A 24144-nucleotide genomic window follows, 5' to 3' on the forward strand; every position below is an offset into this window, starting at 1 on the left:
GCTATTTTTGGGAAAGAGGAGAAAAAATGACAAAAATGATTGTAGGGCTAGGAAATCCTGGCGACAAGTATGAGCAAACCAAACATAATATGGGCTTTATGGCTGTTGATTTACTTGCAAAAGACTATGGTGTAAACTTTAGCATGGAAAAAACCTTTATGGCTGAAGTTGCTTCTACTTTCGTTAATGGTGAAAAAGTTTTTCTAGTAAAACCGCAAACCTTCATGAATGAATCAGGACGCGCCATCCAACCTTTATTGACTTACTATAATCTGGATCCAGCAGATTTAACGGTCATTGTTGACGATATGGACTCGGCTATTGGACGCGTGAGACTGCGTCAAAAAGGTTCTTCAGGTGGTCAACGTGGAATAAAGTCAACAATCACTCATCTAGGAACAGAGCAGTTCAACCGAGTAAAAATTGGGATTGGACGTCCAGAACATGGAAAAACTGTAGTTGCACATGTCTTATCTAAATTTGATAAAGAAAATGTAGAAATTGCACAGGACGGCATAAACAAGGCTGTAGAGGCAGTTAAATTCTATATTGAATCAAATGATTTTTCACAAGCAATGAATAAATTTAACGGACAATGAAAATAAACGAATTTTTTGATCAAAACCACGATTTACAATCATGGCAGAGAAGTTTTGCAAAAGCAGAGCGTACGCTTTTAACCGGTCTATCTGGAACTGCTCAGGCGATGGTTATGGCTAATGCTTATGAGAATAATCCGGATAAGTACGTGATTGTAACTGATAATCAATACCACGCAAACGAACTTTATGATGAACTGACTAATCTTGTTGAAGATGAGAAGGTTTACCAATTTTTTTCAGATGACAATGTCTATGCTGAATTTGCAATAGCAAGTAAAGACCGGACAGCCTATCGTCTTGAAGCTCTAAATTTCCTGCTTGATACACAGCAAACAGGATTTTTGGTCGTTCCTTTTATGGCTTTACGTTCGCTCTTGCCTCACCCTGATAATTTTCAAGAAAACTATCTCCTCCTGACTCAAGGTGATGAATTTGAGATGACAAATCTACTCGAAATATTAGCCAGTGCCGGTTATGAGAAGACACAGCGTGTGATGGTACCTGGAGAGTTTTCACAACGTGGTGATATCGTGGATATTTATCCACTCGATGCAGCTCAACCTTTAAGGCTGGAATTTTTTGGCGACGAAGTAGATACGATTCGTGCCTTTGATAGTGAGACACAACGCTCGCACGAAAATATGGATCAAGTAGAAATATATCCGGCGAGCGATTTTATTTTAATGCCTTGGGAATTTGAGCAAGGTGTAAAAAAATTAAGTGCTCAGCTACAAAATGTAACCGATCCTACAGCTCAATCTTATTTTGAAGAAGTGATTGCAGCAGCGGAAAATCATTACTATCATAAAGAGTTACGCAAGTTTGCAGAATATTTTTACGAAAAGCCAGCCTCTCTTTTGAATTATTTTCCGAAAAATATTCAAATCTTTATTGATGATTTTCAAAAAATTAACGAAGCCAATAATAAAACAGAACAAGAACTTGCAGAATTTATTGTTTCGGAAAAAAGTATGGGACGCTCTTTTGAAGGACAAACCTATCTTTTAGATGTTATTTCTAAGTTACGTTCTCACAAACCGGCAAGTTTTTTCTCGAATTTTCAAAAAGGCTTAGGTAATATAAAGTTTGATGCTTTATATAATTTTAATCAACATTCGATGCAGCAGTTCTTTGGGCAAATGGAACTCTTTTACACCGAAGTTGACAGATTTGTAAAGCAAGGTTTTACAGTTGTTTTGGCTGTGTCTTCTGAGAAACTACGTTCGGAGCTCCAGAAACTAGATTTAGAGCTTCAAATGGTATCCACTGATGAAATTCAAAAAGGAAAAATAAACCTTTTGAATTTAAATCTTAACAATGGTTTTAATTTTATTGATGAGAAACTTGTTGTTATTACTGAGTCAGAAATTTTTGGTAAAGCAAGAAAGAAAAAAACACGGCGTTTAAATATCACTAATGCAGAACGTCTAAAAGATTACAATGAACTCGAAGTTGGCGATTACGTTGTACATAAAAATCATGGGATAGGGAAATACTTAGGTATTCAAACCATTGAAGTATCAGGAATGCATCGTGATTACTTGACGATTCAATATCAAAATGGTGATACGATATCGGTTCCAGTCGACCATCTGAATCTATTAAGTAAATACTCTGCGGCTGAGGGAAAAACTCCCAAGATAAATAAGCTTAATGATGGCCGTTGGCGTAAAACGATGTCATCTGTAAGTAAACAAGTCGAAGATATTTCTGAGGACCTGATCAAGCTGTATTCGGCAAGACAAGCTTTAAAAGGTCATGCTTTTTCTGTGGATGATGTTAACCAGGAAGAATTTGACAATGGATTTGCTTACCCAGAAACTGCAGACCAGGTGCGCTCAATTAGTGAAATCAAAAAGGATATGGAACTTGAGCGACCGATGGATCGACTATTAGTGGGAGATGTTGGCTTTGGGAAAACAGAGGTTGCAATGCGTGCAGCCTTTAAAGCAATTAATGACAGTAAACAGGTCGCCGTTTTAGTACCAACCACTGTTTTAGCGGAACAACACTATAATAACTTTATGGAACGCTTTGTAAACTTTGGTGTAAACATTGCTGTTTTGAGTCGTTTCCAAACCAAGGCTCAACAAACGGAGATTTTGGATAAGTTAAAGAAAGGACGCGTGGACTTAATCATTGGTACCCATCGTCTTTTATCCAAGGATGTCGAATTTCTTGACTTGGGCTTAATGATTATTGATGAGGAACAGCGCTTCGGTGTCAAACACAAGGAACGTTTGAAAGAATTAAAAACACAGGTTGATGTTTTGACACTTACCGCAACACCTATACCGAGAACCTTGCATATGTCAATGTTAGGTATTCGTGATTTATCAGTCATTGAAACGCCACCAACAAACCGTTATCCTGTCCAAACATATGTAATGGAAACAAATTATGGAGTTGTACGTGATGCTGTACTTCGGGAGATTTCGCGTGGTGGGCAGGTTTACTACGTTCATAACCGAGTAGACAGTATTGAGCAAAAAGTTACCCAACTGGAAGAGTTGATACCTGAGGCAAGAATTGGCTATATTCATGGACAGATGACAGAAATTCAATTAGAAAATACCTTGATGGATTTTATAAATAATGAATATGATGTCTTAGTGGCAACGACGATTATTGAAACAGGGGTTGATATTCCAAATGCCAATACGCTCTTTATTGAAAATGCCGATATGATGGGATTATCGCAACTGTATCAATTAAGGGGGCGCGTGGGCCGAAGCAGTCGAGTTGCTTATGCTTACTTTATGTATAAACCAGAAAAAATCTTATCTGAAGTTTCAGAAAAGCGTTTAGAAGCAATCAAGGGCTTTACAGAACTTGGCTCAGGTTTCAAAATTGCAATGCGTGATCTTTCAATTCGAGGCGCAGGAAATTTGCTGGGAGCAGAACAATCTGGCTTTATTGATTCGGTTGGTTTTGAACTTTACTCGCAATTGCTTGAAGAAGCAGTCCATAAACGTATGGGTGGCGATAAGATTAAGACGAAGACCAATGCGGAAATTATGCTTGGCTTAGATGCTTTTATTCCAAGTTATTATATCGGTGATGAAAGACAAAAAATTGAGATTTATAAGCGTATTCGCCAAGTGGATACTCGAAAAAACTATGAAGAACTACAAGATGAGATGATGGACCGTTTTGGAGAGTATCCGGATGAGGTTGCCTACTTGTTAGAAATTGGGTTATTGAAAACATTTGCGGATAATGCTCTCGTTGAAAAAATCGAAAAAAATAAATTTGAAGTTGTGCTAATAATGGCTAAATCAGCCAATACGATGTATGAACCACAAGAGTATTTTGAAGCTTTGTCTGAAACAAACTTAAAAGCAAGTGTGGGTGAGAAGCTAGGAAAAATGACTTTTCGTTTTAAAATTGAAAATCGAAAAGATGTCGTCCTTCTAAGTGAAATCATGAATTTTACTGAAAAACTTTCAGAATTAAGAGATAAGCACGAAAAAGAATAATGTTTCATATGAAACATTATTCTTTTTTTAGAAAACTCTTTATTTAAAAGCCTTTAACGACTCTAAAAATAATTTCAAGGGATTTTTCAAAAGACTTGAAGTGTGTTATAATAACCACTATGAGATTAGATAAATTTTTAAAAGTTTCTCGTCTGATAAAACGTCGCCCTGTAGCTAAAGAAGTTGCTGATAAGGGACGAATTAAGATCAATGGGAAAATAGCGAAATCTTCAAGTGATGTTAAATTTGATGATGTCATTGAAATTCGCTTTGGAAACAAGATTGTAGAAGTAAGTGTTCTAGAACTTAAAGAATTCACGCGTAAAGAAGATGCAGAAAAAATGTATAAAATTTTGAGTGAAACACGGATTACTGCAGATACTGAACTATAATTCAGCTATAAATTTTTCGGAGGAAAAATGGACAAACAAATTATTCATTTGAAAAATGATTATACGAATGCTAAACAAACAGAAAGAAACTCCCAACCTCTACCTCGACGGAAACATCTAGGTATTATTTTGATTGGAGCAATGTTACTTTTTAGCTTAGCAACTATCAGTGTGGTACAGTCTTATCAAAATTTGCAAAAACAAATTGCAATGGAGGCTCAAGCTGCACAGAAAAATGCAGCATTGGACCACGATTTAGCCCTTAAAAGTTCAGATATCAGTAAACTCAAAGATCCAACCTTTTTAGCAAAATATGCGCGTGCTAAATTAGATGATTCCCAAGCAAATGAGAAAGTTTTTAGCATTCCAGAACTTGTCAATGGTGGGATAGAGCCGTGATTGGAAAAATAAAATCAATCAGTAAATTTGGACTTTTTGTCCTTTTTTCTGATTCAAAAACAGGTCTTTTACGGTGGTCGAATATACCTAAAAGACAGATAAAATTTAAAGCAGGCGATCTTATTGAAGTGGAAGTTTTGAAGGAACGTGAAGATGGAAAAATAGAACTATCTTTTATCGAAAAAGATTTTAAAGAAACTTTTGGGAGTTTTTTGGAAGAAACTGAAGATCGGCTGAGAGATTTAAGCACAAAAAACGGGAACCTTAAAAGATTATGACGACAAAAGATGGAAACTTGAATGACGGACGTGCTGTATATTATCAAGGAAAACGCATTGAAGATTTTACAGCAGAACCAGTTTTTGCACGGACTTTAAAATATATTCAACGTTATTACGAGTTGCAAAACGAAAAAGCAGGGCATATGTATGATGAAAAGGGTATTCAGCGTCCTACAATGTTTCTTCCACCTAAAAGTATTGAGGATTTGGCCAAAAAACGTAAGGTTTATGAGGATGTGGCGCGTGAAAGCTTTGGGATGCTAGGACGTACACCTGATTTTATTGATACGGGCATTGCTGTTCTTGATTATTATGCTGATATTCTAGGAGCAGATCAACGCACGAATTATGCACTAAATGCTAAAAAATGGGGAGAAGGTGTTAAGGAGAAAGACTTATTCGTTTCCCATGCAATTCAGAATCCTCAAGTGGATCGTTCGAAAAATTTGAATACCTTGCTTGAAGAAGGGCAAGAATTTGCAGCAGTTTGGATCAAAGAAGAGCGTCCAGATGGTGTGCTTGTTCGGGGTGCCAAACAGGTTAATACTTTGGCGCCTTTAGCTGATGAATTAATGGTCTTTAACTTGCCGGGGCTCTCAGCTGAAGATAAAAAGTTTGCTCTGGCTTTTTCTGTTCCCTTAGCTACTGAAGGTATGAAGATTGTCTGTCGTAAATCCACAATGCGAGAGGAATTTTCTCTCAAAGATTATCCCCTTTCGGGATCTTTTGACGAGATGGATGCGTTTATCATTTTTGATGATGTCTTTATCCCAAACGAACGTCTTTTTGTTTGTGGTGATGTTGCCTTGTCGAATGCATTCTTTGAAGGTTCAGGTTTTTTTGTACATACGGCACATCAAGATGAAGTTCGCGGCTATGTGAAGTTAGAATTTGTAACAGGCTTAGCTGTACGCTTAGCAGAAAAATTAGGCTTGACTGAGTTTTTGCGTGTGCAAGAGATTTTAGGAACTTTAACAGTAAATTTGGAAATAATTAAATCCAGTATTCTGGCGAGTGAATATACTGCGCAGATAGAAAATGAAGTCTTAAAACCAAATATGCAAGTTTTACTTGCCGTTCGTGCGAGTTTAACAAAGTATTATGATGAAGCTCTTCGGGCCATTGCTGAATTTGCTAGTGGCTCAATTGTTGGCGTGCCAGATTTTCGAGAATTTGAAAATTCCGAAATAGCTGACCTTTTGAAAGCAAGTATGACTAGTCCATTGCTTCAGGCAGAGGATCGTGCACTTCTGCTTAATTTAGCTTGGGATATTACTGGCGAATCTTTTGGCCAACGCCAAAGAACTTATGAATTTCTGCACGGTGGTAATCCAATGTGGATTAAGAATATGCACTGGAAAACCGCAGACTTAAGTAAAGCATACGATATGATTGATAAGGTTTTAGAAAATGCAAAAACTGAAGAATGAAATGAATATAGCTGTTTGGTTGGTAATGATTATAATGCTCATGCCAGCCTTTTTTATCTTGCCGCAGAAGAATCAAAATGTAAGCATTGATTCCAAAGTAAAAAGCTTAACACAAAGTAAGGAAAATTACTATACAAGCATACCTTCTCGTGCCGTGACGCTTACCCAAGTAATAGCCTACAAAGATGCAGCCATGACACAAAAAATTGGGGAAATTCCGAGGCAGAAACAGCTTGAAATTATAAATTTAAAAGAAAATATGTTTGAATTGGCCAATCATACTTTTGTCAAAGCAGATCCGAAAATGATAGGTTCAGATGTTTTACTGAACAAAGAAGAGCAAAAGATAAGTGTTTATACAGCAAAGACAGCTGAAGTTTATTATAGTCCGTTTACGACTTATGACAAGGAAGTTTACACAAAACTTTCAGGTGGTCAAAAACTGCTTACCAATCAAGTCGCCACAACTCATTGGGGCACTTATTATGAGGTTATCTTTAATGGGGGACAAACAGGATGGATTAGCAAGGAAAACTTGAAGTTTGAAGACCCTAAGATGGTTCAGGCTCAAGAGATGTTGAAGCAAAAGTATGACGATTCAAAGTATTCTATTTATGTTAAACAACTGGACAACTCATTTACAATAGGTGTCAACCAAAAGCAAAAGATGTATGCAGCGAGTTTATCGAAGCTTCCGATATTGTATTGGACACAAAAGCGCTTAAATGAAGGTCAAGCAACCTTAAGCGACAAATTGCTATATAATACTGCAATTAATACATTTAAAGGTTCATTTGAAGCTGGAGGAACAGGAACACTACCAGTTATAGCTGATAATAAAGGCTATTCCTTATCAGAAGTTATCGATCGGACAGCAAAAAACTCGGATAATGTGGGAAGCAATCTTTTAGCCTACTATGAAACGGGACAATTTTCTCCAGCTTTTCGAAATGAGATTACAAAAATCGCAGGGGAAGCTTGGGATCCGGTTGAGCGAGAAGCCTCAGCTGAAATGACCGGAAGAGTGCTCGAAGCTCTGTATAGTGAAGGAGGTTACTCCTTCAATGCTCTATTTGATACACAATTTGACGATGTAAAAATACAGGCAGGTTTACCTAAAAATGTTCGTGTTGCTCATAAAATTGGTGCAGCTGATGCTTACAATCATGATGCAGCTATTGTTTTTACAAATCAACCTTATATCTTGGTGGTAGAAACAAAAGGTGGTAGTGACAAGATCATTTCTCAAATTTCCAAGGATGTCTATGAGGTACTCAAATGAATAGATTTCTAAAACTGGTTCAACAAAAGGAATTCTTTAAAGAGCACAGACGCGTTTTAGTTGCCTTATCTGGTGGGAAAGATTCAATGACTCTTTTCAATTGGCTTTATACTTACCGCAAAGAACTTGAGGTTGAGTTGTTTACAGCACATGTAAACTATGGTTTACGCGATGTTGCAGATTGGGAAGAAGAACAACTGAAGCAAAAAATGGCGGATCTCCAGATTGAATTGGAAGTTGCTCATTACGATTCTGATGAGAAATTCAGTGAAGAAGCAGGAAGAAACATGCGTTATGAGTTTTTTCGTCAAGTTATGGCAGATAAAAACTGTACTGCTTTGGTCACAGCGCATCACAAAGGCGACCAAGTTGAAACAGTCCTCATGCGCGAAATTACAGGACGACGTTTACGCCATTTGACCGGAATTCCTGAACGTCAGGCCTTTGGTACCGGTGAATTAATTCGTCCTTTACTCACTTTTAGTAAAGAAGATTTTGATGCGGAGGAATATTTTGAGGATGTAACAAATGCAGGAACGGATTATTTGCGCAATCGTGTACGTAATCAATATATACCAGCACTTACACAGGAAAATCCACAGTTTTCTGAGGCAATTGTAAGTATGTCGCAAGAAATTACCTTGGCTTTTTCAGTAATCAAAGATAAGATAGCAGAGTTAGAAATTATCAAGGACGAAATCAATCTCAAACTTTTTCTCAGACAATCGAGGGCTTTGCAACATTTTATCCTTCAAGAATATCTAGAAAAATTCCCTGACCTGCAGGTTTCCAAAGCAAAATTTTCAGAACTTTTATGGATTATTGAGCGTCCGCAGCAATATCGTTCGGAATTATCTAGCGCCTATTTTTTTGTGAAAAATGACCAGTATTTCATGATTGTTCCGAATCAACCTTTCCCTAAAAAAGAAATCGAAATAAGGGAGAATGATCCCAAAGATGCTAGTTTCATGCGTGTTGATCTTCCAATGGAAGGTGAAATTGAAATAAGGAAGCGTCAGCCAGGGGATTATATCTTGATAAATGGGCATCATAAAAAATTGCGGAAATTTTTTATTGAACAACATGTTCCATTAGAAAAGCGCGAAAATCTTTTAATTTTAGTTGAGAAAGATATCTATGCTATCACTGATTTAACTGTTTCAGATTTGAGTAAAGCCCTTAAAAATGATAAAATGAAAAGGACGCTGTGGGTCAAACCCACTATAAGAGAGGATATTGATAATGCTTGAAAAAGACATAAAAAAAGTACTCATTTCAGAAGAAGAAATCCAGAGTAAAACGATTGAACTTGGAAAAATTCTTGCTGATGAATATAAAGACAAAAATCCATTGCTTCTAGGCATTTTACGTGGCTCAGTTCCCTTCCTTGCGGAATTAGTTAAACGCATGGATATCCAATTGGAAATGGATTTCATGACCGTTTCAAGCTATCATGGCGGAACAGAGTCTTCAGGTGAAGTAAAGTTGCTTCTTGACGTGGCTACTCCTGTAACTGGACGAGAAATTATTATTGTTGAAGATATCATCGATACTGGCCGTACTTTGAAATATCTGAAAGAGCTTCTCGAACACCGTGGGGCGACCGTTAAAATCGTAACACTTTTGGATAAACCAGAAGGACGTGTTGTGGAAATTGATGCAGATTATACTGGCTTTACAATTCCAAATGAATTCGTTGTCGGTTTCGGACTTGATTTTGATAACCACTACCGTAACCTCCCTTATGTCGGTGTATTAAAAGAAGAAGTTTATAACAAATAAAAAAAGTCATACCAAAGTATGAAAAATGCTCATGATAGGGCTTACTAATAGCAAAAGATACGTAAGTATGCTATAACTAAGAGATAAAAAAATAAAAGGCAAAGAAGAAAATATGAACAATCCAAATCCTAACAACAATAAAAACGGAGGCTTTATTAAAAGTACTCTAGGTTGGGTCTTGCTTGTAATCGTCATCGTTTTCGGTATTAATGCTTTCTTTAGTGGCAATCAATCTAACGTTGATAAAATCAGCTACTCTACATTGATGAGTGACATTAAAGACGGTAATATTAAATCACTGAAAATGCAGCCTAGTGATAGTCTGTTTACAGTTTCTGGCGAATACAAGGATCCCAAACCTGTAGAAGGTAATAACAACCTTCCATTTTTACCAGGCAACAATTCTAAAGTAACGAATTTCCAATCGCTTATTATCCCTACAGATAGTGTGATTAAAGGTGTCCAAACAGCAGCAGAAGAAAAAGGAATCCAAGTGAGTGTTGTTCCAGCTTCAACAAGCGGTATGTGGATCCAAATTCTTTCATACATCTTACCAATGCTTCTCATGGTCGGCTTCTTCTGGCTAATGATGGGCGGAATGGGCTCACGTGGTGGCGGCGGTGCCGGCAATCCAATGAGCTTTGGTAAATCTAGAGCGAAGCAACAAGACGCTAAAACTTCAAAAGTTCGCTTTGCAGACGTTGCAGGATCAGAAGAAGAAAAACAAGAACTTGTCGAAGTTGTTGATTTCCTCAAAAATCCTAAAAAATACCATGATCTTGGTGCACGTATCCCTGCGGGTGTTCTTTTAGAGGGCCCTCCAGGTACAGGTAAAACTTTGCTTGCAAAAGCTGTTGCCGGTGAAGCTGGCGTTCCTTTCTATTCTATTTCTGGTTCTGATTTTGTCGAAATGTTTGTCGGTGTCGGTGCCAGCCGTGTACGTGACCTTTTTGAAAACGCGAAGAAGACAGCACCATCAATCATCTTTATTGATGAAATTGATGCTGTCGGTCGTCAACGTGGCGCTGGTCTTGGCGGTGGTAATGATGAACGTGAACAAACACTTAACCAACTCTTGGTTGAGATGGATGGTTTCCAAGACAATGATAACTCTGTTATTGTTATCGCAGCGACAAACCGCTCAGACGTTCTCGATCCAGCTTTGCTACGTCCAGGTCGTTTTGACCGTAAAGTACTTGTTGGCGCCCCTGATGTTAAAGGTCGTGAAGCTGTACTTCGTGTGCATGCGAAAAACAAACCCCTTGATTCAAGTGTTGACCTTAAAGTTGTTGCACAACAAACCCCAGGTTTTGTTGGAGCCGATCTTGAAAATGTCCTTAATGAAGCTGCTCTCGTGGCCGCACGTCGTGATAAAAAAGTTATCGATGCTTCAGATATTGATGAAGCACAAGACCGTGTTATTGCAGGACCAGCTAAGAAGGACAAGAAAATCTCTGAACGTGAACGTGAAATGGTGGCTTACCATGAAGCAGGGCACACAATCGTTGGTTTGGTCCTTTCAAATGCTAATACTGTCCATAAAGTTACGATCGTTCCACGTGGCCGCGCCGGTGGTTATATGATTGCTCTTCCTAAGGAAGATCAATTCCTTCTTTCAAAAGAAGATATGCAAGAAAACCTTGCAGGTCTTATGGGTGGCCGTGCAGCTGAGCAAATTATCTTTAATGCTATCACGACAGGCGCTTCAAATGACTTTGAACAAGCTACGCGTATCGCTCGTGGTATGGTGACACAATACGGTATGTCAGAAAGACTGGGCACAATCAGTTACGAAGGCAGTCAAGCTGTATTTATTGGACGTGATTACGGACAAACAAAAACTTACTCAGAAGCTACAGCACAAGCTATTGATGAAGAAATCCGTGCAATTACGAAAGAAGCTTACGATAAAGCTGTTGAGATTATCGAAGCTCACCGTGAACAACATAAAGCTATTGCGCTTGCCCTTCTTAAATACGAAACATTGGATGCTAAACAAATCATGTCTCTTTATAAGACAGGTAAAATGCCGGATGATGTTATCGAACACGAAAATGAGCCTGTAGAAGCAAAATCATTCGAGGAAGTCCTTGAAGATGCAAATAAAGCTCAAGAAGAAGCAGCTAATGAAAATAAAGAAGATAAAACAGTCGAATAAGACTGTTTTTTTCTAAACTCGAATATTTATAATCTAAATATTCGAGTTTTTCTTTGACAAAAAATAAAAATATGGTATACTAATATAGTTGTCACTCAACAAGTTCTATCTAAACACGAATTAAAAAGAAATTATTTTGGAAAAACTACAGTTTATTCTTGACATATTTCTAAATTAGTGTATAATAGAAAAGTACTGTTCGAGAGGACAGCGCAATAATAAGATGGTCCGTTGGTCAAGGGGTTAAGACACCGCCTTTTCACGGCGGTAACACGGGTTCGAATCCCGTACGGACTATTTTTGGAGGATTACCCAAGTCCGGCTGAAGGGAACGGTCTTGAAAACCGTCAGGCGGGTAAAACCGTGCGTGGGTTCGAATCCCACATCCTCCTTTTTATTATCGCGGGATGGAGCAGCTAGGTAGCTCGTCGGGCTCATAACCCGAAGGTCGTAGGTTCAAATCCTGCTCCCGCAATTAATTGTTGAATTACATTTTTGGCTCGGTAGCTCAGTTGGTAGAGCAATGGATTGAAGCTCCATGTGTCGGCGGTTCGATTCCGTCTCGCGCCATTTGCGGGTGTAGTTTAGTGGTAAAACCTCAGCCTTCCAAGCTGATGTTGTGAGTTCGATTCTCATCACCCGCTTTGTTTTTTATAAAAGTATGAAAAACATTTCAAATATGAGGGAGCATAGCTCAGTTGGTTAGAGCACTGTGTTGATAACGCAGGGGTCCGAGGTTCAAATCCTCGTGTTCCCATATTTGGTATTCATTGCATAGGAGATACACCTGTTCCCATGTCGAACACAGAAGTTAAGTCCTATAACGCCGGAAGTAGTTGGGGGTTGCCCCCTGTGAGATAAGGTAGATGCCAAGTATTGCGGATTAGCTCAGTTGGTAGTAGCGCATGACTGTTAATCATGATGTCGTCAGTTCGAGTCTGACATCCGCAGTCCCAAGACAATCTAAGGGTTGTCTTTTTTTATTTTATATACTACTGATGAAACCGCTAACTCTTTTACTTGAAAAAGACCTCGGAACATGTTAGTATATGTATATAGAAAAGCACTGGAATGTGCGAGTTTACTCAAATTTTTGACCGACTATATTTGTATTGCATAGGGGTTCAAGAGACATTCGATAGCGTTAAGACTCTGAATAAAGTAAGAGCAGCTGATCTGAAGCGAGAACACCCACCTGGCTTCTTGGCGGGTTCAATACTGGAGTAAGCATACGGCATTCAATCAGTGTTTTTTTTGTGTATTTATAAATTTTTTTTACAAATAAAGTCATTCTCTTAGTATCTTTAGTTATTAACTCAAAAGGCTATAAAATGCCATTGTGAGCTTTCTTAACCTGTTTCACATATCTTTTACTAGGGTCTGCAAAAGACGCTAAAAGAGCTCATATGGAGCCTTGAAGGATGGGAGAAATAAATACAAAAATTCTTGCAATTTTTACTGAAAGTGCTATACTAATAAAGTAAGTTATTACATGTGAATAGCCTCCTTAGCTCAGTTGGTAGAGCAGTAGACTCTTAATCTATGGGTCGCAGGTTCGAGCCCTGCAGGGGGCACTATAAAATAAACAGTCTCATCTTTAAGAAGAGACTGTTTTTTATATCGAATTAAGATGATAAAAGACGTTGAAGCTATTTTCATAGTAGTAATGTTATCTTGCTTATCTGAGTAACAGCCTTAGCTGTAGGTGCAATAGGATAAGTCTCTTGACAAAGATAGACCTCTGGCTTTACAATATAAGAATGAAGAGTGTTGAAACCCGTGGGCTTGTCCTGTATACTAAAAATTATCGTGAAAAGGATAAGTTGGTCAAGATTTTTACTGAGTCTTTTGGCAAGCGTATGTTTTTTGTTAAAAATTTTGCACGTTCTAAATATGCCAGCAGTTTACAAAACTTTACAGCTGCAAGTTTGATGGGAACAATCAATGATGAAGGTTTTTCCTTTCTTGATGATGTAAGTGAAGCCGTAACTTATAAGCGTATCAGTGAGGATATTTTCCTTAATGCTCATGCTTCTTACATTATTAGTCTAGCTGATGCAGCAATTCCGGATAACCAATATGATTCTTCTCTTTATGCTTTCGTGATTAAGTGTATGGACTTGTTGGATCAAGATTTTGATAAAGAAATCATTACCAATATTTTTGAAATCCAAGTTTTAAGTCGTTTTGGAGTTGCTCTAAATTGTACGGAATGTGCTTTTTGCCATAGTAAGCAAGGTCCTTTTGATTATTCCTATAAATTCAACGCTTGCCTTTGCAAAAATCATTTTGATGAGGATATGCGTCGCTTACATCTGGATCCAAACGTTCTTTATTTGGTTAATCTCTTTCAGGAAATATCTTTAGATCAACTCGAGAAAATATCTGTTAAAAGAGAGATGAAAGAAAAGATACGTTTATTTATTGATGGTATCTACGATGAGTATGTGGGTATTCATTTGAAATCTAAAAAGTTTTTAGATGGAATGAAAGATTGGGCCGACATTATGAAAGAATAAAAAAAGCATTCAGATGAATGCTTTTTTTATTCTTTTAAACGTGGATAGGTAATCCATCAGCAATTTCAGCTGTATCCATGATAGCTTCACCAAGTGTTGGGTGAGGTTGGATAGTTAAGGAAATATCTTTTGAAGTCAAACCGTTTTCGATTGCAAGAGCAAGACCTGAAATCAAGTCAGAAGCTCCAGGACCAACGATTTGTGCACCAATAACGGCACCTTCTTTGTTCTCTGTAATTAAACGAATGAAACCTGTCGTATCGTCCATTGAGATAGCACGTCCGTTAGCTGCAAATGGGAATTTGCTGATTTTAACTTGATCCATACGATCTTTTACAGATTCAGGTGTTTCACCTACAGTAGCCAACTCTGTTGTTGTATAAGCAACAGCAGGAAGAGCGATATGCAAGTCCACAGCATCTTCTCCGCCCGCAATGGCAGCCGCCGCAATCTTCGCTTGGAATGATGCTTTGTGTGCGAGCATTGGTCCAGGAACAACGTCACCAATAGCATAGATGTGTGGTACAGAAGTTTGGAATGAGTCATCGACTTCGATGAGGCCACGATCTGTAAGCTTAACGTCAGTGTTGTTAAGACCTAACATGTCAGTATTTGGACGACGACCTACGGATACGAGTAAGTAGTCACCTGTAACAGTTTGTTCTTTACCATCTACTTCGAAAGTTAAAGTAACATCTGTATCTGTTTGAGTCGCAGATTTTGCCATAGCAGAAGTGAAGATTTCTGAACCAGCAGTTTTTACACGGTTAGCAATGATGTCTGACATTTCTTTGTCAAAACCATTCAAGATGTGATCTAATCCTTCAACAATAGTAATTTTAGAACCTAACATACGGTAGGCGCCACCAAGTTCAGAACCGATAACACCACCACCAACGATGATCAAATGTTTAGGGATTTCCTTCAGATTAAGGGCACCTGTTGAATCAATAATGCGTCCGCCGTAAGGGAAACTTGGGATTTCAATTGGACGTGAACCTGTAGCAATAATTGCATTTTGGAAGTTCAACAATTGGAAGCCGTCTTCTTGCTCCACGTTAATTGTTTCATTATCGATGAATTCAGCTGTTCCTTTAATCAACTCAATTTTATGCTTTTTCAGGAGCATTGCGATACCGCCAGTGAGTTGCTTCACAACTTTTTCATCTTTCCATGATTGAGCAGCGGCCCAATCAAGATTTACTTCACCGTTAGAAAGTCCAAAGGGACTTTTGCCTGCTTCTTGTTTAAGAGCGTCTTGATAGTGGTGTCCCACGTTAATCAAGGCTTTTGAAGGGATACAACCAATATTAAGGCAGACCCCACCTACGTTATCTTTTTCGATAACAACAACTTTTTTACCAAGTTCAGCCGCACGAATCGCCGCAACGTAACCGCCAGGGCCTGATCCGATGACAACTGTATCTACTTCAGTGGCTTGTGCACCAACAACCATAATTATTCTTTCCTCTTTTCTTCTTAAACTTCCATGAGCATGTAAGCTGGATCAGCTAAAAGACTCTTAAGATAGTTCAATGAACCTTGTCCGAGCATACCATCGATGAGACGGTGGTCATAACTTACAGAAAGCTTCATGTTTTGACCAACAGCTAATTCACCTTCAGCGTTAACGATTGGTTCTTTAACGATTGAACCAAGGCCAAGGATCATAACGTCAGAACCATTGATGATTGGTGTAAACCAAGTGCCGCGAGCAGAACCAATATTTGAAATTGTGATTGTTGAACCGCGCATTTGGTCTGGTTTGATAGAACCAGTACGTACAGCTTCAGCAAGTTCAGAAATTTCTTTAGCAATAGTAAAGATTGATTTCTTATCTGCATTTTTAATCACAGGTACATAAAGTCCGCTTGGCGCATTTACGGCGATACCAATGTTTACATCATTATGGTAAACAATATCCGTACCGTCGATAGATGCGTTAATTTCTGGGAATTTCTTAGCTGTAGCAGCCAAGGCTTTAGTCACGTAAGCAAGGTAAGTAAGTTTAACATCTTGTTTAGCCGCAATTTCTTTGTATTCTTTACGGTGAGCAACAAGTTTAGAAACTTCCACTTGGTCAAAGTTAGTAACCGCTGGAATATTTGCATTTTGTGTGCTCATCGCGTTTGAGATGGCTTTACGTGTTGGCGTCATTGGCTCACGACGATCACCTTCAGCTGCTTGTACAGGAGCTGGAGCTGGTTTAGGAGCAGCAGGTTTAGCTGCATCAGCCTTAGGAGCTGGCTTAGCTTCCGCAGGAGCAGCGGCTTTAGGAGCAGCTGCGCCAGAAGCAAAGGCTTTGACATCTGCCAAGGTTGTGTGTCCATGACGACCTGTAGATTGAACTTGAGTCAAGTCAATACCGTGTTCACGCGCATAGTGACGTACAGATGGCATCGCAAGAACGCGACCGTCTGCGGTAGTACGTGTTGTAGCACCACCTTCAGTTTTAGGAGCAGAAGGTGCTGTATCGGCAGTTGTTGTTGGAGCAGCTTTAGGAGCTGGAGTAGCGGCAGCTGTAGAACCATTACCATTGTATTCGATAAGTGGAGCGCCGACTTCAACAGTTGTTCCAGCCTCAACAAAGAGTTTTGTAACTTTACCAGAGTAAGGAGACAAGATTTCTTGCATCAATTTGTCGTTTTGTACTTCAGCAACAGGATCATCTTCTTTGACGTCGTCTCCGACTTTTACAAGCCAGTTGGCGATATCGCCTTCGTGCATACCTTCACCGATATCAGGCATAGTGAAGATTTGAGCATCACCTGAAGGAGCTTCAGAAGCAGCAGCGGGAGAAGCTTCAGTAGTACCAGCTTCGCCTGAGCCATCTCCATCATATTCGATAAGTGGAGCGCCAACTTCAACAGTTGTTCCAGCTTCAACGAAAAGTTTTGTTACAGTACCAGAGTAAGGAGACAAAATTTCTTGCATCAATTTGTCGTTTTGTACTTCGGCTACTGGATCGTCTTCTTTAACGACATCTCCGACTTTTACAAGCCAGTTGGCGATATCGCCTTCGTGCATGCCTTCGCCGATATCAGGCATTTTAAAAATTTCAGTCATAATCTACTACCTCTTTCACTTTTTTCACAATATCGTCAGCTTTAATTGCCCAGTCATTTTCGGCTTGAGCAAATGGGAAGATAGAATCTGGCCCCGCTACACGGCCGATAGGTGCTTTAAGTGACAGAACGAAACGTTCTGAAATTTCCGCCATAACGTTAGCAGCAATACCAGCTGTACGTTGAGCTTCTTGAACGACAACAACACGTCCAGTTTTTTCAACTGTTTCACCGATTGATTTGATGTCAAGTGGTGAAACAGTACGCAAATCAAGAACTTCAGCGCTAACACCTTCTTTTTCGAGTTGTTCAGCAGCCTTGATAGCCAAAGGAACTGTACCACCATAAGCAATAATTGAAACGTCTGAACCTTCTTTAGCAACCACTGCTTGGTCCAAAGGTGTTGTGTAATAACCTTCTGGAACTTCACCCTTAATAGAACGATAAAGGTGTAAGTTTTCAAGGTACATTACAGGGTCATTATTTTCAATGGCTGCCAAAAGGAGACCTTTAGCATCAGCCGGATTTGAAGGCATAACAACACGGAGTCCAGGAATTTGAGCAAAGAGCCCTTCAATAGAATCGGCATGCATTTCAGGTGTTTTTGTACCGATACCATAAGGTGTACGGATAACAATTGGGTTATGACGTGTGTTATTAAAACGGTAACGTGTACGAGACATTTGTCCAGCAATTGAGTCAAAAACTTCATACACAAATGTGCCAAATTGGATTTCCATAACAGGGCGGAAGCCTTGAGTTGAAAGACCAATTGCTAAACCACCAATACCAGATTCAGCTAAAGGTGTGTTGAAGACGCGGTCTTCTCCGTGTTTGGCTTGGAGTCCGTCGGTTGCACGGAATACCCCACCATTTTGTCCAACGTCTTCACCGAAGATCAATGTGTTTTCGTCACGTTCAAGCGCCAAGTCAAGCGCTTCTGTGATTGCTGCAATATAAGTTTTTACTGCCATGTTTACTTGCCCTCACTTTCAAATTTTGCAATTTGTTCTGCCATCACTTGGCTAGGTACTTCAAGTGTGTTTTTCAAGAAGCTTGATATTTTTTGTTTTTCAACATTATTTGCTTTCTTGATGTCTGCATCGATACGAGCATCAAGTTCTGCGATATAAGCTTCTTCTTGAGCATCATCCCAGATACCTTTTTCAGTCAAGTAAGTACGCATACGGAGCAATGGCTCTTTTGCCCACCAAGCATCAAGTCCTTCTTGGCTACGGTAACGAAGTGGATCATCACCAGCTGTTGAATGTGGCTCCAAACGGTTAGTAAGAGCTTCAATAACTACCGGTCCATTACCAGCAACAGCCCAAGCACGAGCTTCTTTAGCTGCTAAATACATAGCGATTGCATCGTTACCGTCTACAACGATAGATGGCGCACCAGCTGCCCAACCTTTAGCAGCCAAGTGAGGTGCTGCTGTTTGGAGTTCACGTGGTGTTGAGATTGCATAACCATTATTTTGGATAAAAGCAACAAGAGGAGCTTTGTAAGCAGAAGCAAAGTTGATACCTTCATAAGTATCACCTTGAGATGAACCACCATCACCTGTGTAAACAAAGGCAACTGCATCTTTTTTACGTTTTTTAAGGCCCAAAGCAACACCAGCAGCTTCAACATATTGAGCACCAATGATGATTTGTGGGAACCAAGATTTTACTTCCGCACCTTCGTCTGTTGTATATTCGTTACCGAGTTGGTGACCACGAGACCAGAGGAGCCCCTTCCAAATTGGCCAACCTTTTGCGTAAATTTGTGGTAAGTCACGATAACCTGGGAAAAGCCAGTCTTCGTCAGTGAATGCAAAAGCAGAAGCCATTTGAGAAGCTTCTTGACCTGCAGTTGGTCCAAAGAATCCCATACGACCTTGCTTAGCAAGCTTCATGCAGCGGATGTCAATTTGACGACTAAGAAGCATGTTTTTAAAGAGTTCTACTAAATCTTGATCTGAAAGATCGGCACGTTTAAGGCCTTCTTCGTCAACGATTTTTCCATTTTCGTCTAAGATTTGAAGCGTTGGAAATGCGCTATCTTGTAATTCTAATTGTTCTTTGAAATCGAGGATTTTTGTGCTGTTTGACATAAATATCTCACTTTCTTCTTCATTCTTGTTTTTAAACTAATTCATCAGCTCTAAAAAGCTGTGAAAGTTCGTTGTTTTCAATTGTTCCAAAATACTGACCTGCTTTGTTTTTCTCTAAAACTTCATAGACAGCATCTGGATTAAATGGAAGACCGATAAAATCTTGTTTGATATCACGCCAGTCACGGACACCAAGGAAATCCCCCAAGAAATTAATATCAGTAATCAGACCATTATCAACGTCAACTTGGATATCAATTGATCCACCAGTAAATTTGGCATGGTTGTTGAAACTGAATTTAGGGCTTTCACCATAATTCCAATCCCAAGTTGAAAATTGTTCATCACGTGCAACCTTTATACCAGCCAGCTGTTCATCGCTCAGAATATATTCACCATCTTTACCTTGGTCCGTCAAATAGTATTTGAGGGCATCGATAAAAGTATCTAAGTTTAAGTCAGGGGCAAAGTCTTTAATGTTCCCGACACGTGCGCGAACAGATTTAGCAGCCTTAGAGACAAACTTTTCGTCAGAGACATTCAGTGAGCGGATCATCGCCTCCACATCAGTATCCCAAAGTAAAGTACCGTGGTGCATAAGGTAACCACCAGCGTAACGTTGAGCGTTCCCCGAAACTTTTTTCCCCGAAATTTCTAAATCATTTCTTCCAGTAATTTCGGCTTCAATACCAAGGGAGCGAAGTGCATCATACATGGGTTTCACGAATTGATGAAAGTTGACCTGGGCTGAACTGGCTACGGGAACAAAAAATGTAAAACAAATATTTCCCTCATCATGATAGACAGCACCACCACCAGATACGCGACGTACAACTTGTACATCATGTTGATCAATATAATCTTGGTTTATCTCAGCAAAAGTATTTTGGTTACGTCCAACGATAACAGCGCGCTTATTTTGCCAAAGGGAAAATACGGGTTCGTCTGCTTTCAGATTGTTTAATAACCAAGAATCCATCGCAATGTTAGTATAGGCATCCTGCCCGAGATAATTGATATATTGCATAGATTCTCCTTCCATTAAAAATATATGTCAAATGTCTTTGACATTGAACACATATAGTTTCATTATATCCCTTGTGAAATAGAATGTAAAGAAAAATGACTCCGCTATCATAATTGAATATTATGCTATTTCTTTGAAAAATTTGTGAAGTTATGAATGTAAAAAAAACATGCATTGGCATGTTTTTTATGAGTTCAATAATTTTTATAAATCTTGCCTGATGTGTCGTGCTTTTTCAGGAAAATCTGTAAAAATTCCTGCTATATTATGCTGAAAGGCATAGCGCATGTCCGTTTCCGAATCAATCCCCCAGAGCCGGATTGGCCGATGATCAGAAGCTAGAAGTTCGGGGTACTTTAAAACATACTTTTTTTTCAAATGAAGACTGGACATAAAGTTCTCTACTTTATTTAGGCTTACCTTCTGTAATTTTTTACCTGCAAGGTAGGCTATTTCATCTTTTACACCGAGATCCTGAAGCCGCTGAAGTGTATTGACATTAAAAGAAGAATAGATGATTGTAAATGGAAGAGTTTGTTGAGCAACCAACTCCAATACTTTTTCTTCGATATCTGGGTAGTCAATAATGTCGGTCTTAAACTCAATGTTTAAGAAGCCTGTAAAGTTCTCTTTTGTCAGCAGATTTATAACTTCCTGTAATGTAGGAATACGTTCTCCCCTGAAACGGCTATCAAACCAAGAGCCAGCATCTAATTGTTTAAGTTCTGCCAGTCTTAAGTCACGGACACGTCCTTTTCCAGAGGTTGTCCGATTGACTTTTTCGTCATGAATGACGACTAATTGATTATCCTTAGACAGATGGACATCGAGTTCAATACCGTCTGATTTGACACGAAGAGCTTCTTGGAAGGCGGCTAACGTATTCTCAGGTCGGTTACATTTTGAGCCACGGTGAGCAAAAATAAGACAAGTATTCTGATTTTTCATATAAGAATCATTTTTCTCTAAGTCCATATCTTTTCCTTCTAAATATTGTATTCATCTTCGATAGCCGTGACAAAATCATGCATAATTTTATCTCTTTTCTCAGCTAATTTTTTAGCATGTGCTGTGTTCAATAAATCTTTGAGTAAAAAGAGCTTTTCGTAAAAATGATTGAGTGTTGTGCCTTGGTTTTGGTGGTAAGTATGCTTATTCTCAAACTTTTCGGGTAATATTTGTGGGTCGTAAAAGATGCGACCTTTGGCCCAGCCATACTCTAAAGTCCGCACAATGCCCCAAGCGCCCATCGCATCAAGACGGTCGGCATCTTGGACGATTTGACCATTGATGTCAAGTTCTTTTTTCTCCAAAAGGTTAGTAGAGTAACTCATATTGTCAATGATGTAAAAGATTTTATCCTGATTCTCTTTGGAAAAATCTAAGGAAGTTAAGAAGGCTGCAAGGTCCTGTTTTTGTTTGGTAACATTGGCACAGAGCTTTTCATCATAGATGTCGTGCAGGTAGGCCGTAGCAATAACTAAATCCGAATCTGCAAGGGGCTCAGTAGCAAGAATTTGCTTTGCGAGCTTGACAACGCGACTGACGTGATCAAAGCCATGTCCATCATTGTTATTCTCATGGATTTTCTTGGCAAATGCGGCAATTTTTTCTTGAGTTGTCATAAGTTCTTGCCTTCTTTTTATTTAGCATCAAAGTAGTTAATACCCATCGCTGATTTTACTTCAGATAAGGTATTTGCAGCAACAGCGCGTGCTTTTTCAGAGCCCGCTTGAAGCATATCATAAACAGCGCCCATGTCTTTAGCGAATTCGATGCGGCGTTCACGAATTGGAGAGAGTTCACGGTCGAGAATATCCAATAGATAGCGTTTAGTTTTTACATCTCCTAAGCCCCCAGCTTGATAATGCTCTTTCATCTCAGCAATAGTAGTAGCATCTTCCTCACGTCCAAAAACATCAAGATAATGGAAGACCATATTGCCCTCAATTTTACCTGGATCCTCAACCTTGATGTGGTCGGGATCTGTGTACATGCTCATCACTTTCTTTTTGAGCGTATCCATATCATCAGCCAGATAGATGCCGTTACCAAGTGATTTAGACATTTTTGCATTCCCATCAAGCCCAGGAAGACGTCCTGCCGCTTCATTTTCTGGATAAAGTCCTTCAGGTTCAACTAAAACGTCACAGTTATATGCATTATTGAAAGAACGGGCAATTTCGCGACATTGTTCAATCATTGGTTTCTGGTCATTTCCTACAGGAACCAGATTGGCTTTAAAGGCTGTAATATCTGCGGCTTGAGCGATAGGATAAACTAAGAAGCCAGCAGGAATAGATTCACCAAAGGCTTTTTGAGCAATTTCTGTTTTAACTGTAGGATTACGTTCAAGTCGTGCTAGAGAGACTAAATTCATATAATACATTGAAAGTTCTGCCAGTTCAGGAATTTGGGACTGGATAAAAATGGTTGATTTTTCTGGATCGAGGCCAGCAGCCAAATAATCTAAAGCCACGTCTCCAACAGATTGGATAATTTTTTCTGGTTCTTTAGCATGATCGGTGAGTGCTTGTTGGTCGGCAAGGAAAACAAACATGTTGTATTTTCCTGTGTTTTGTAGAAGCACACGATTTTTAAGTGAGCCAACATAATGTCCGATATGGAGTTTGCCCGTAGGGCGATCGCCAGTTAAGATTGTAGGTTTATTCATGATAGTTCTCTCCTTCTTGATGTACAAATTTTTATAACAAAAAAACCCGTAAAGCATTGTAAAAATACTTTACGGGCGTTAGCACGCGGTACCACCGTAATTCGAAATTCCTAAAGAATTTCCTCTAGCTCGTCCTAGGAACGAGTGCTTTGTTAACGGGAGCAGCCGTGATTTATATTGCTTAAAATCATTTTTGTTATTATCAGTCCATTCACTTTTCTGAAAACATTGACTTGCACAACCGTCAACTTCCTAAAGAATTCTTTGAAAAGCTACTCTTCTGATAGTACAAATTCTACATTTATTTTCAAATAATGTCAAATAAGTCTGAGCCCAATCTCTTGAAAAGGCTATAATAAAATCCTATACTGAGAATATAGGCAAACTAACTATTTATAACATAAAAAGGAGAAAAATATGGCAAATGTATCCACAGCATCAGCACAATGGCAAGGAGATTTAGAAAATGGTTCAGGTACCATCAGTCTAGATTCTTCACAAGTATTTACTGATACACCTTATAATTTTGAAGCGCGCGCTGAGCATTCGGCATCAATAACAACCCCTGAGGAACTTTTGGGTGCAGCACATGCTGCTTGTTTCAGCATGGCATTCTCATTGCTTTTAAGCGAAAAAGGTTACAAGGTCAATAATATCTATACCCAAGCAGATGTTACTTTTGCGGTAACAGCCGATGGTCCTGCGATTACAAAAATCCATCTGAAAAACCAATCTAAAATTGCTGGAATTTCTGATGATGAATTCCAAAAGTTAGCAAAAGAAATCGAAGCAACATGTCCGGTTTCTAAAGCTTTAGCATCAGTTCCTATTGAACTTGATGCGGAATTAGTAATTTAAACTACAGTTATTAACATGTGGAAAGGTGCCTCCATATCTTTCCACATGTTTTTTTGTACAAGAATAAAGTTGTAAACATGTGTATAAGCTTTCGA

The 24144-nt window shown here is 39.0% G+C and carries 20 protein-coding genes, 8 tRNA genes and 1 rRNA gene; 21 read left to right on the forward strand and 8 right to left on the reverse strand.

Annotation, left to right across the window (positions count from 1 at the left end):
* Nucleotides 1-26 precede the first annotated feature (26 nt).
* The 20 genes from pth (at nt 27) to recO (ending at nt 14324) form a co-directional block, all read left to right on the forward strand.
* Nucleotides 27-599, forward strand: a complete 573-nt coding sequence (gene pth / locus J0J35_RS08660; RefSeq protein WP_019335922.1) for an aminoacyl-tRNA hydrolase — start codon at nt 27-29, stop codon at nt 597-599.
* Nucleotides 596-4081 (forward strand): transcription-repair coupling factor, encoded by a 3486-nt coding sequence (mfd, locus tag J0J35_RS08665; protein ID WP_206916655.1) that lies wholly within the window; start codon nt 596-598, stop codon nt 4079-4081. The genes pth and mfd overlap by 4 nt, the downstream gene beginning before the upstream one ends.
* Nucleotides 4082-4200: 119 nt before the next feature.
* The gene (locus J0J35_RS08670; protein WP_017370095.1) at nt 4201-4473 is read left to right on the forward strand and encodes an RNA-binding S4 domain-containing protein; all 273 of its coding nucleotides are present in this window, start codon (nt 4201-4203) and stop codon (nt 4471-4473) included.
* A gap of 27 nt (nt 4474-4500) precedes the next feature.
* Nucleotides 4501-4872, forward strand: a complete 372-nt coding sequence (locus J0J35_RS08675; RefSeq protein WP_019292436.1) for a septum formation initiator family protein — start codon at nt 4501-4503, stop codon at nt 4870-4872.
* The gene (locus J0J35_RS08680; RefSeq protein WP_019292435.1) at nt 4869-5150 is read left to right on the forward strand and encodes a S1 RNA-binding domain-containing protein; all 282 of its coding nucleotides are present in this window, start codon (nt 4869-4871) and stop codon (nt 5148-5150) included. Before J0J35_RS08675 ends, J0J35_RS08680 begins: the two co-directional genes overlap by 4 nt.
* A complete protein-coding gene (locus J0J35_RS08685) occupies nt 5147-6583 on the forward strand; it encodes a 4-hydroxyphenylacetate 3-hydroxylase N-terminal domain-containing protein (protein WP_206916657.1) in 1437 nt (478 codons plus the stop codon). Before J0J35_RS08680 ends, J0J35_RS08685 begins: the two co-directional genes overlap by 4 nt.
* Complete coding sequence (locus J0J35_RS08690; RefSeq protein ID WP_206916659.1) at nt 6564-7865, forward strand: serine hydrolase; 1302 nt, start codon at nt 6564-6566, stop codon at nt 7863-7865. The genes J0J35_RS08685 and J0J35_RS08690 overlap by 20 nt, the downstream gene beginning before the upstream one ends.
* A complete protein-coding gene (gene tilS / locus J0J35_RS08695; protein ID WP_206916665.1) occupies nt 7862-9115 on the forward strand; it encodes a tRNA lysidine(34) synthetase TilS in 1254 nt (417 codons plus the stop codon). Before J0J35_RS08690 ends, tilS begins: the two co-directional genes overlap by 4 nt.
* Entirely contained in the window at nt 9108-9647 is a 540-nt protein-coding gene (hpt, locus tag J0J35_RS08700) for a hypoxanthine phosphoribosyltransferase (protein ID WP_003133579.1), read from the forward strand. The genes tilS and hpt overlap by 8 nt, the downstream gene beginning before the upstream one ends.
* Before the next feature lie 112 nt (nt 9648-9759).
* Nucleotides 9760-11805 (forward strand): ATP-dependent zinc metalloprotease FtsH, encoded by a 2046-nt coding sequence (ftsH, locus tag J0J35_RS08705; RefSeq protein ID WP_003133580.1) that lies wholly within the window; start codon nt 9760-9762, stop codon nt 11803-11805.
* 225 nt (nt 11806-12030) lie between these two features.
* Nucleotides 12031-12102: transfer RNA gene (locus tag J0J35_RS08710), tRNA-Glu, on the forward strand.
* Nucleotides 12103-12107: 5 nt separating this feature from the next.
* Nucleotides 12108-12197: transfer RNA gene (locus J0J35_RS08715), tRNA-Ser, on the forward strand.
* A gap of 9 nt (nt 12198-12206) precedes the next feature.
* Nucleotides 12207-12280 (forward strand) — tRNA-Met (locus J0J35_RS08720).
* A gap of 22 nt (nt 12281-12302) precedes the next feature.
* Nucleotides 12303-12375: transfer RNA gene (locus J0J35_RS08725), tRNA-Phe, on the forward strand.
* 3 nt (nt 12376-12378) lie between these two features.
* Nucleotides 12379-12449, forward strand: a tRNA-Gly gene (locus J0J35_RS08730).
* Nucleotides 12450-12488: 39 nt separating this feature from the next.
* A tRNA-Ile gene (locus J0J35_RS08735) sits at nt 12489-12562 on the forward strand.
* Between the two features lie 2 nt (nt 12563-12564).
* Nucleotides 12565-12680 (forward strand): 5S ribosomal RNA (rrf, locus tag J0J35_RS08740).
* Between the two features lie 2 nt (nt 12681-12682).
* Nucleotides 12683-12756 (forward strand) — tRNA-Asn (locus J0J35_RS08745).
* A gap of 550 nt (nt 12757-13306) precedes the next feature.
* A tRNA-Lys gene (locus tag J0J35_RS08750) sits at nt 13307-13379 on the forward strand.
* A gap of 186 nt (nt 13380-13565) precedes the next feature.
* Complete coding sequence (recO, locus tag J0J35_RS08755) at nt 13566-14324, forward strand: DNA repair protein RecO (RefSeq protein ID WP_206916667.1); 759 nt, start codon at nt 13566-13568, stop codon at nt 14322-14324.
* Nucleotides 14325-14358: 34 nt separating this feature from the next.
* Here the strand turns inward: recO and lpdA are convergent, their stop codons facing one another.
* The 8 genes from lpdA to trpS all read right to left on the reverse strand — a co-directional run bounded on the left by lpdA (nt 14359) and on the right by trpS (nt 23191).
* Complete coding sequence (gene lpdA / locus J0J35_RS08760) at nt 14359-15780, reverse strand: dihydrolipoyl dehydrogenase (protein ID WP_019292153.1); 1422 nt, start codon at nt 15778-15780, stop codon at nt 14359-14361.
* A gap of 23 nt (nt 15781-15803) precedes the next feature.
* Nucleotides 15804-17390, reverse strand: a complete 1587-nt coding sequence (locus tag J0J35_RS08765; protein ID WP_019336064.1) for a 2-oxo acid dehydrogenase subunit E2 — start codon at nt 17388-17390, stop codon at nt 15804-15806.
* Nucleotides 17383-18363: an alpha-ketoacid dehydrogenase subunit beta gene (locus tag J0J35_RS08770; RefSeq protein ID WP_206916670.1), complete on the reverse strand. Its 981-nt coding sequence runs from the start codon at nt 18361-18363 to the stop codon at nt 17383-17385. The genes J0J35_RS08765 and J0J35_RS08770 overlap by 8 nt, the downstream gene beginning before the upstream one ends.
* 2 nt (nt 18364-18365) lie before the next feature.
* On the reverse strand, nt 18366-19490 hold the full coding sequence (locus J0J35_RS08775; RefSeq protein WP_003133590.1) for a thiamine pyrophosphate-dependent dehydrogenase E1 component subunit alpha: 1125 nt from the start codon (nt 19488-19490) through the stop codon (nt 18366-18368).
* 31 nt (nt 19491-19521) lie between these two features.
* Nucleotides 19522-20517 carry a lipoate--protein ligase gene (locus tag J0J35_RS08780; RefSeq protein WP_019292151.1) on the reverse strand — a complete coding sequence of 332 codons (996 nt, stop codon included), beginning with the start codon at nt 20515-20517 and terminating at the stop codon, nt 19522-19524.
* 204 nt (nt 20518-20721) lie between these two features.
* Nucleotides 20722-21492 carry a glycerophosphodiester phosphodiesterase gene (locus tag J0J35_RS08785; protein WP_019292150.1) on the reverse strand — a complete coding sequence of 257 codons (771 nt, stop codon included), beginning with the start codon at nt 21490-21492 and terminating at the stop codon, nt 20722-20724.
* An 11-nt stretch (nt 21493-21503) separates the two neighbouring features.
* On the reverse strand, nt 21504-22142 hold the full coding sequence (locus J0J35_RS08790; protein WP_086582815.1) for an HD domain-containing protein: 639 nt from the start codon (nt 22140-22142) through the stop codon (nt 21504-21506).
* Nucleotides 22143-22159: 17 nt separating this feature from the next.
* Nucleotides 22160-23191, reverse strand: a complete 1032-nt coding sequence (gene trpS / locus J0J35_RS08795) for a tryptophan--tRNA ligase (RefSeq protein ID WP_019292148.1) — start codon at nt 23189-23191, stop codon at nt 22160-22162.
* Nucleotides 23192-23608: 417 nt separating this feature from the next.
* Here trpS and J0J35_RS08800 point away from each other — a divergent pair, with 417 nt between their 5' ends.
* Complete coding sequence (locus J0J35_RS08800) at nt 23609-24049, forward strand: OsmC family protein (protein ID WP_019292147.1); 441 nt, start codon at nt 23609-23611, stop codon at nt 24047-24049.
* The last annotated feature ends 95 nt before the right edge of the window (nt 24050-24144 follow it).

The sequence above is a fragment of the Lactococcus sp. LG606 genome (genome assembly GCF_017309645.1).
Taxonomy (GTDB): domain Bacteria; phylum Bacillota; class Bacilli; order Lactobacillales; family Streptococcaceae; genus Lactococcus; species Lactococcus petauri.

Excerpts from the sequence above, each read along its gene's own strand:
- J0J35_RS08670 (WP_017370095.1), top strand. The coding sequence starts at position 4,201 with ATGAGATTAGATAAATTTTTAAAAGTTTCTCGTCTGATAAAACGTCGC.
- J0J35_RS08785 (WP_019292150.1), bottom strand. The coding sequence starts at position 21,492 with ATGGACTTAGAGAAAAATGATTCTTATATGAAAAATCAGAATACTTGT.
- J0J35_RS08765 (WP_019336064.1), bottom strand. The coding sequence starts at position 17,390 with ATGACTGAAATTTTTAAAATGCCTGATATCGGCGAAGGCATGCACGAA.
- J0J35_RS08775 (WP_003133590.1), bottom strand. The coding sequence starts at position 19,490 with ATGTCAAACAGCACAAAAATCCTCGATTTCAAAGAACAATTAGAATTA.
- lpdA (WP_019292153.1), bottom strand. The coding sequence starts at position 15,780 with ATGGTTGTTGGTGCACAAGCCACTGAAGTAGATACAGTTGTCATCGGA.
- J0J35_RS08780 (WP_019292151.1), bottom strand. The coding sequence starts at position 20,517 with ATGCAATATATCAATTATCTCGGGCAGGATGCCTATACTAACATTGCG.
- J0J35_RS08790 (WP_086582815.1), bottom strand. The coding sequence starts at position 22,142 with ATGACAACTCAAGAAAAAATTGCCGCATTTGCCAAGAAAATCCATGAG.
- J0J35_RS08675 (WP_019292436.1), top strand. The coding sequence starts at position 4,501 with ATGGACAAACAAATTATTCATTTGAAAAATGATTATACGAATGCTAAA.
- pth (WP_019335922.1), top strand. The coding sequence starts at position 27 with ATGACAAAAATGATTGTAGGGCTAGGAAATCCTGGCGACAAGTATGAG.
- J0J35_RS08770 (WP_206916670.1), bottom strand. The coding sequence starts at position 18,363 with ATGGCAGTAAAAACTTATATTGCAGCAATCACAGAAGCGCTTGACTTG.
- J0J35_RS08800 (WP_019292147.1), top strand. The coding sequence starts at position 23,609 with ATGGCAAATGTATCCACAGCATCAGCACAATGGCAAGGAGATTTAGAA.
- J0J35_RS08685 (WP_206916657.1), top strand. The coding sequence starts at position 5,147 with ATGACGACAAAAGATGGAAACTTGAATGACGGACGTGCTGTATATTAT.
- J0J35_RS08690 (WP_206916659.1), top strand. The coding sequence starts at position 6,564 with ATGCAAAAACTGAAGAATGAAATGAATATAGCTGTTTGGTTGGTAATG.
- recO (WP_206916667.1), top strand. The coding sequence starts at position 13,566 with ATGAAGAGTGTTGAAACCCGTGGGCTTGTCCTGTATACTAAAAATTAT.
- tilS (WP_206916665.1), top strand. The coding sequence starts at position 7,862 with ATGAATAGATTTCTAAAACTGGTTCAACAAAAGGAATTCTTTAAAGAG.
- hpt (WP_003133579.1), top strand. The coding sequence starts at position 9,108 with ATGCTTGAAAAAGACATAAAAAAAGTACTCATTTCAGAAGAAGAAATC.
- ftsH (WP_003133580.1), top strand. The coding sequence starts at position 9,760 with ATGAACAATCCAAATCCTAACAACAATAAAAACGGAGGCTTTATTAAA.
- trpS (WP_019292148.1), bottom strand. The coding sequence starts at position 23,191 with ATGAATAAACCTACAATCTTAACTGGCGATCGCCCTACGGGCAAACTC.
- mfd (WP_206916655.1), top strand. The coding sequence starts at position 596 with ATGAAAATAAACGAATTTTTTGATCAAAACCACGATTTACAATCATGG.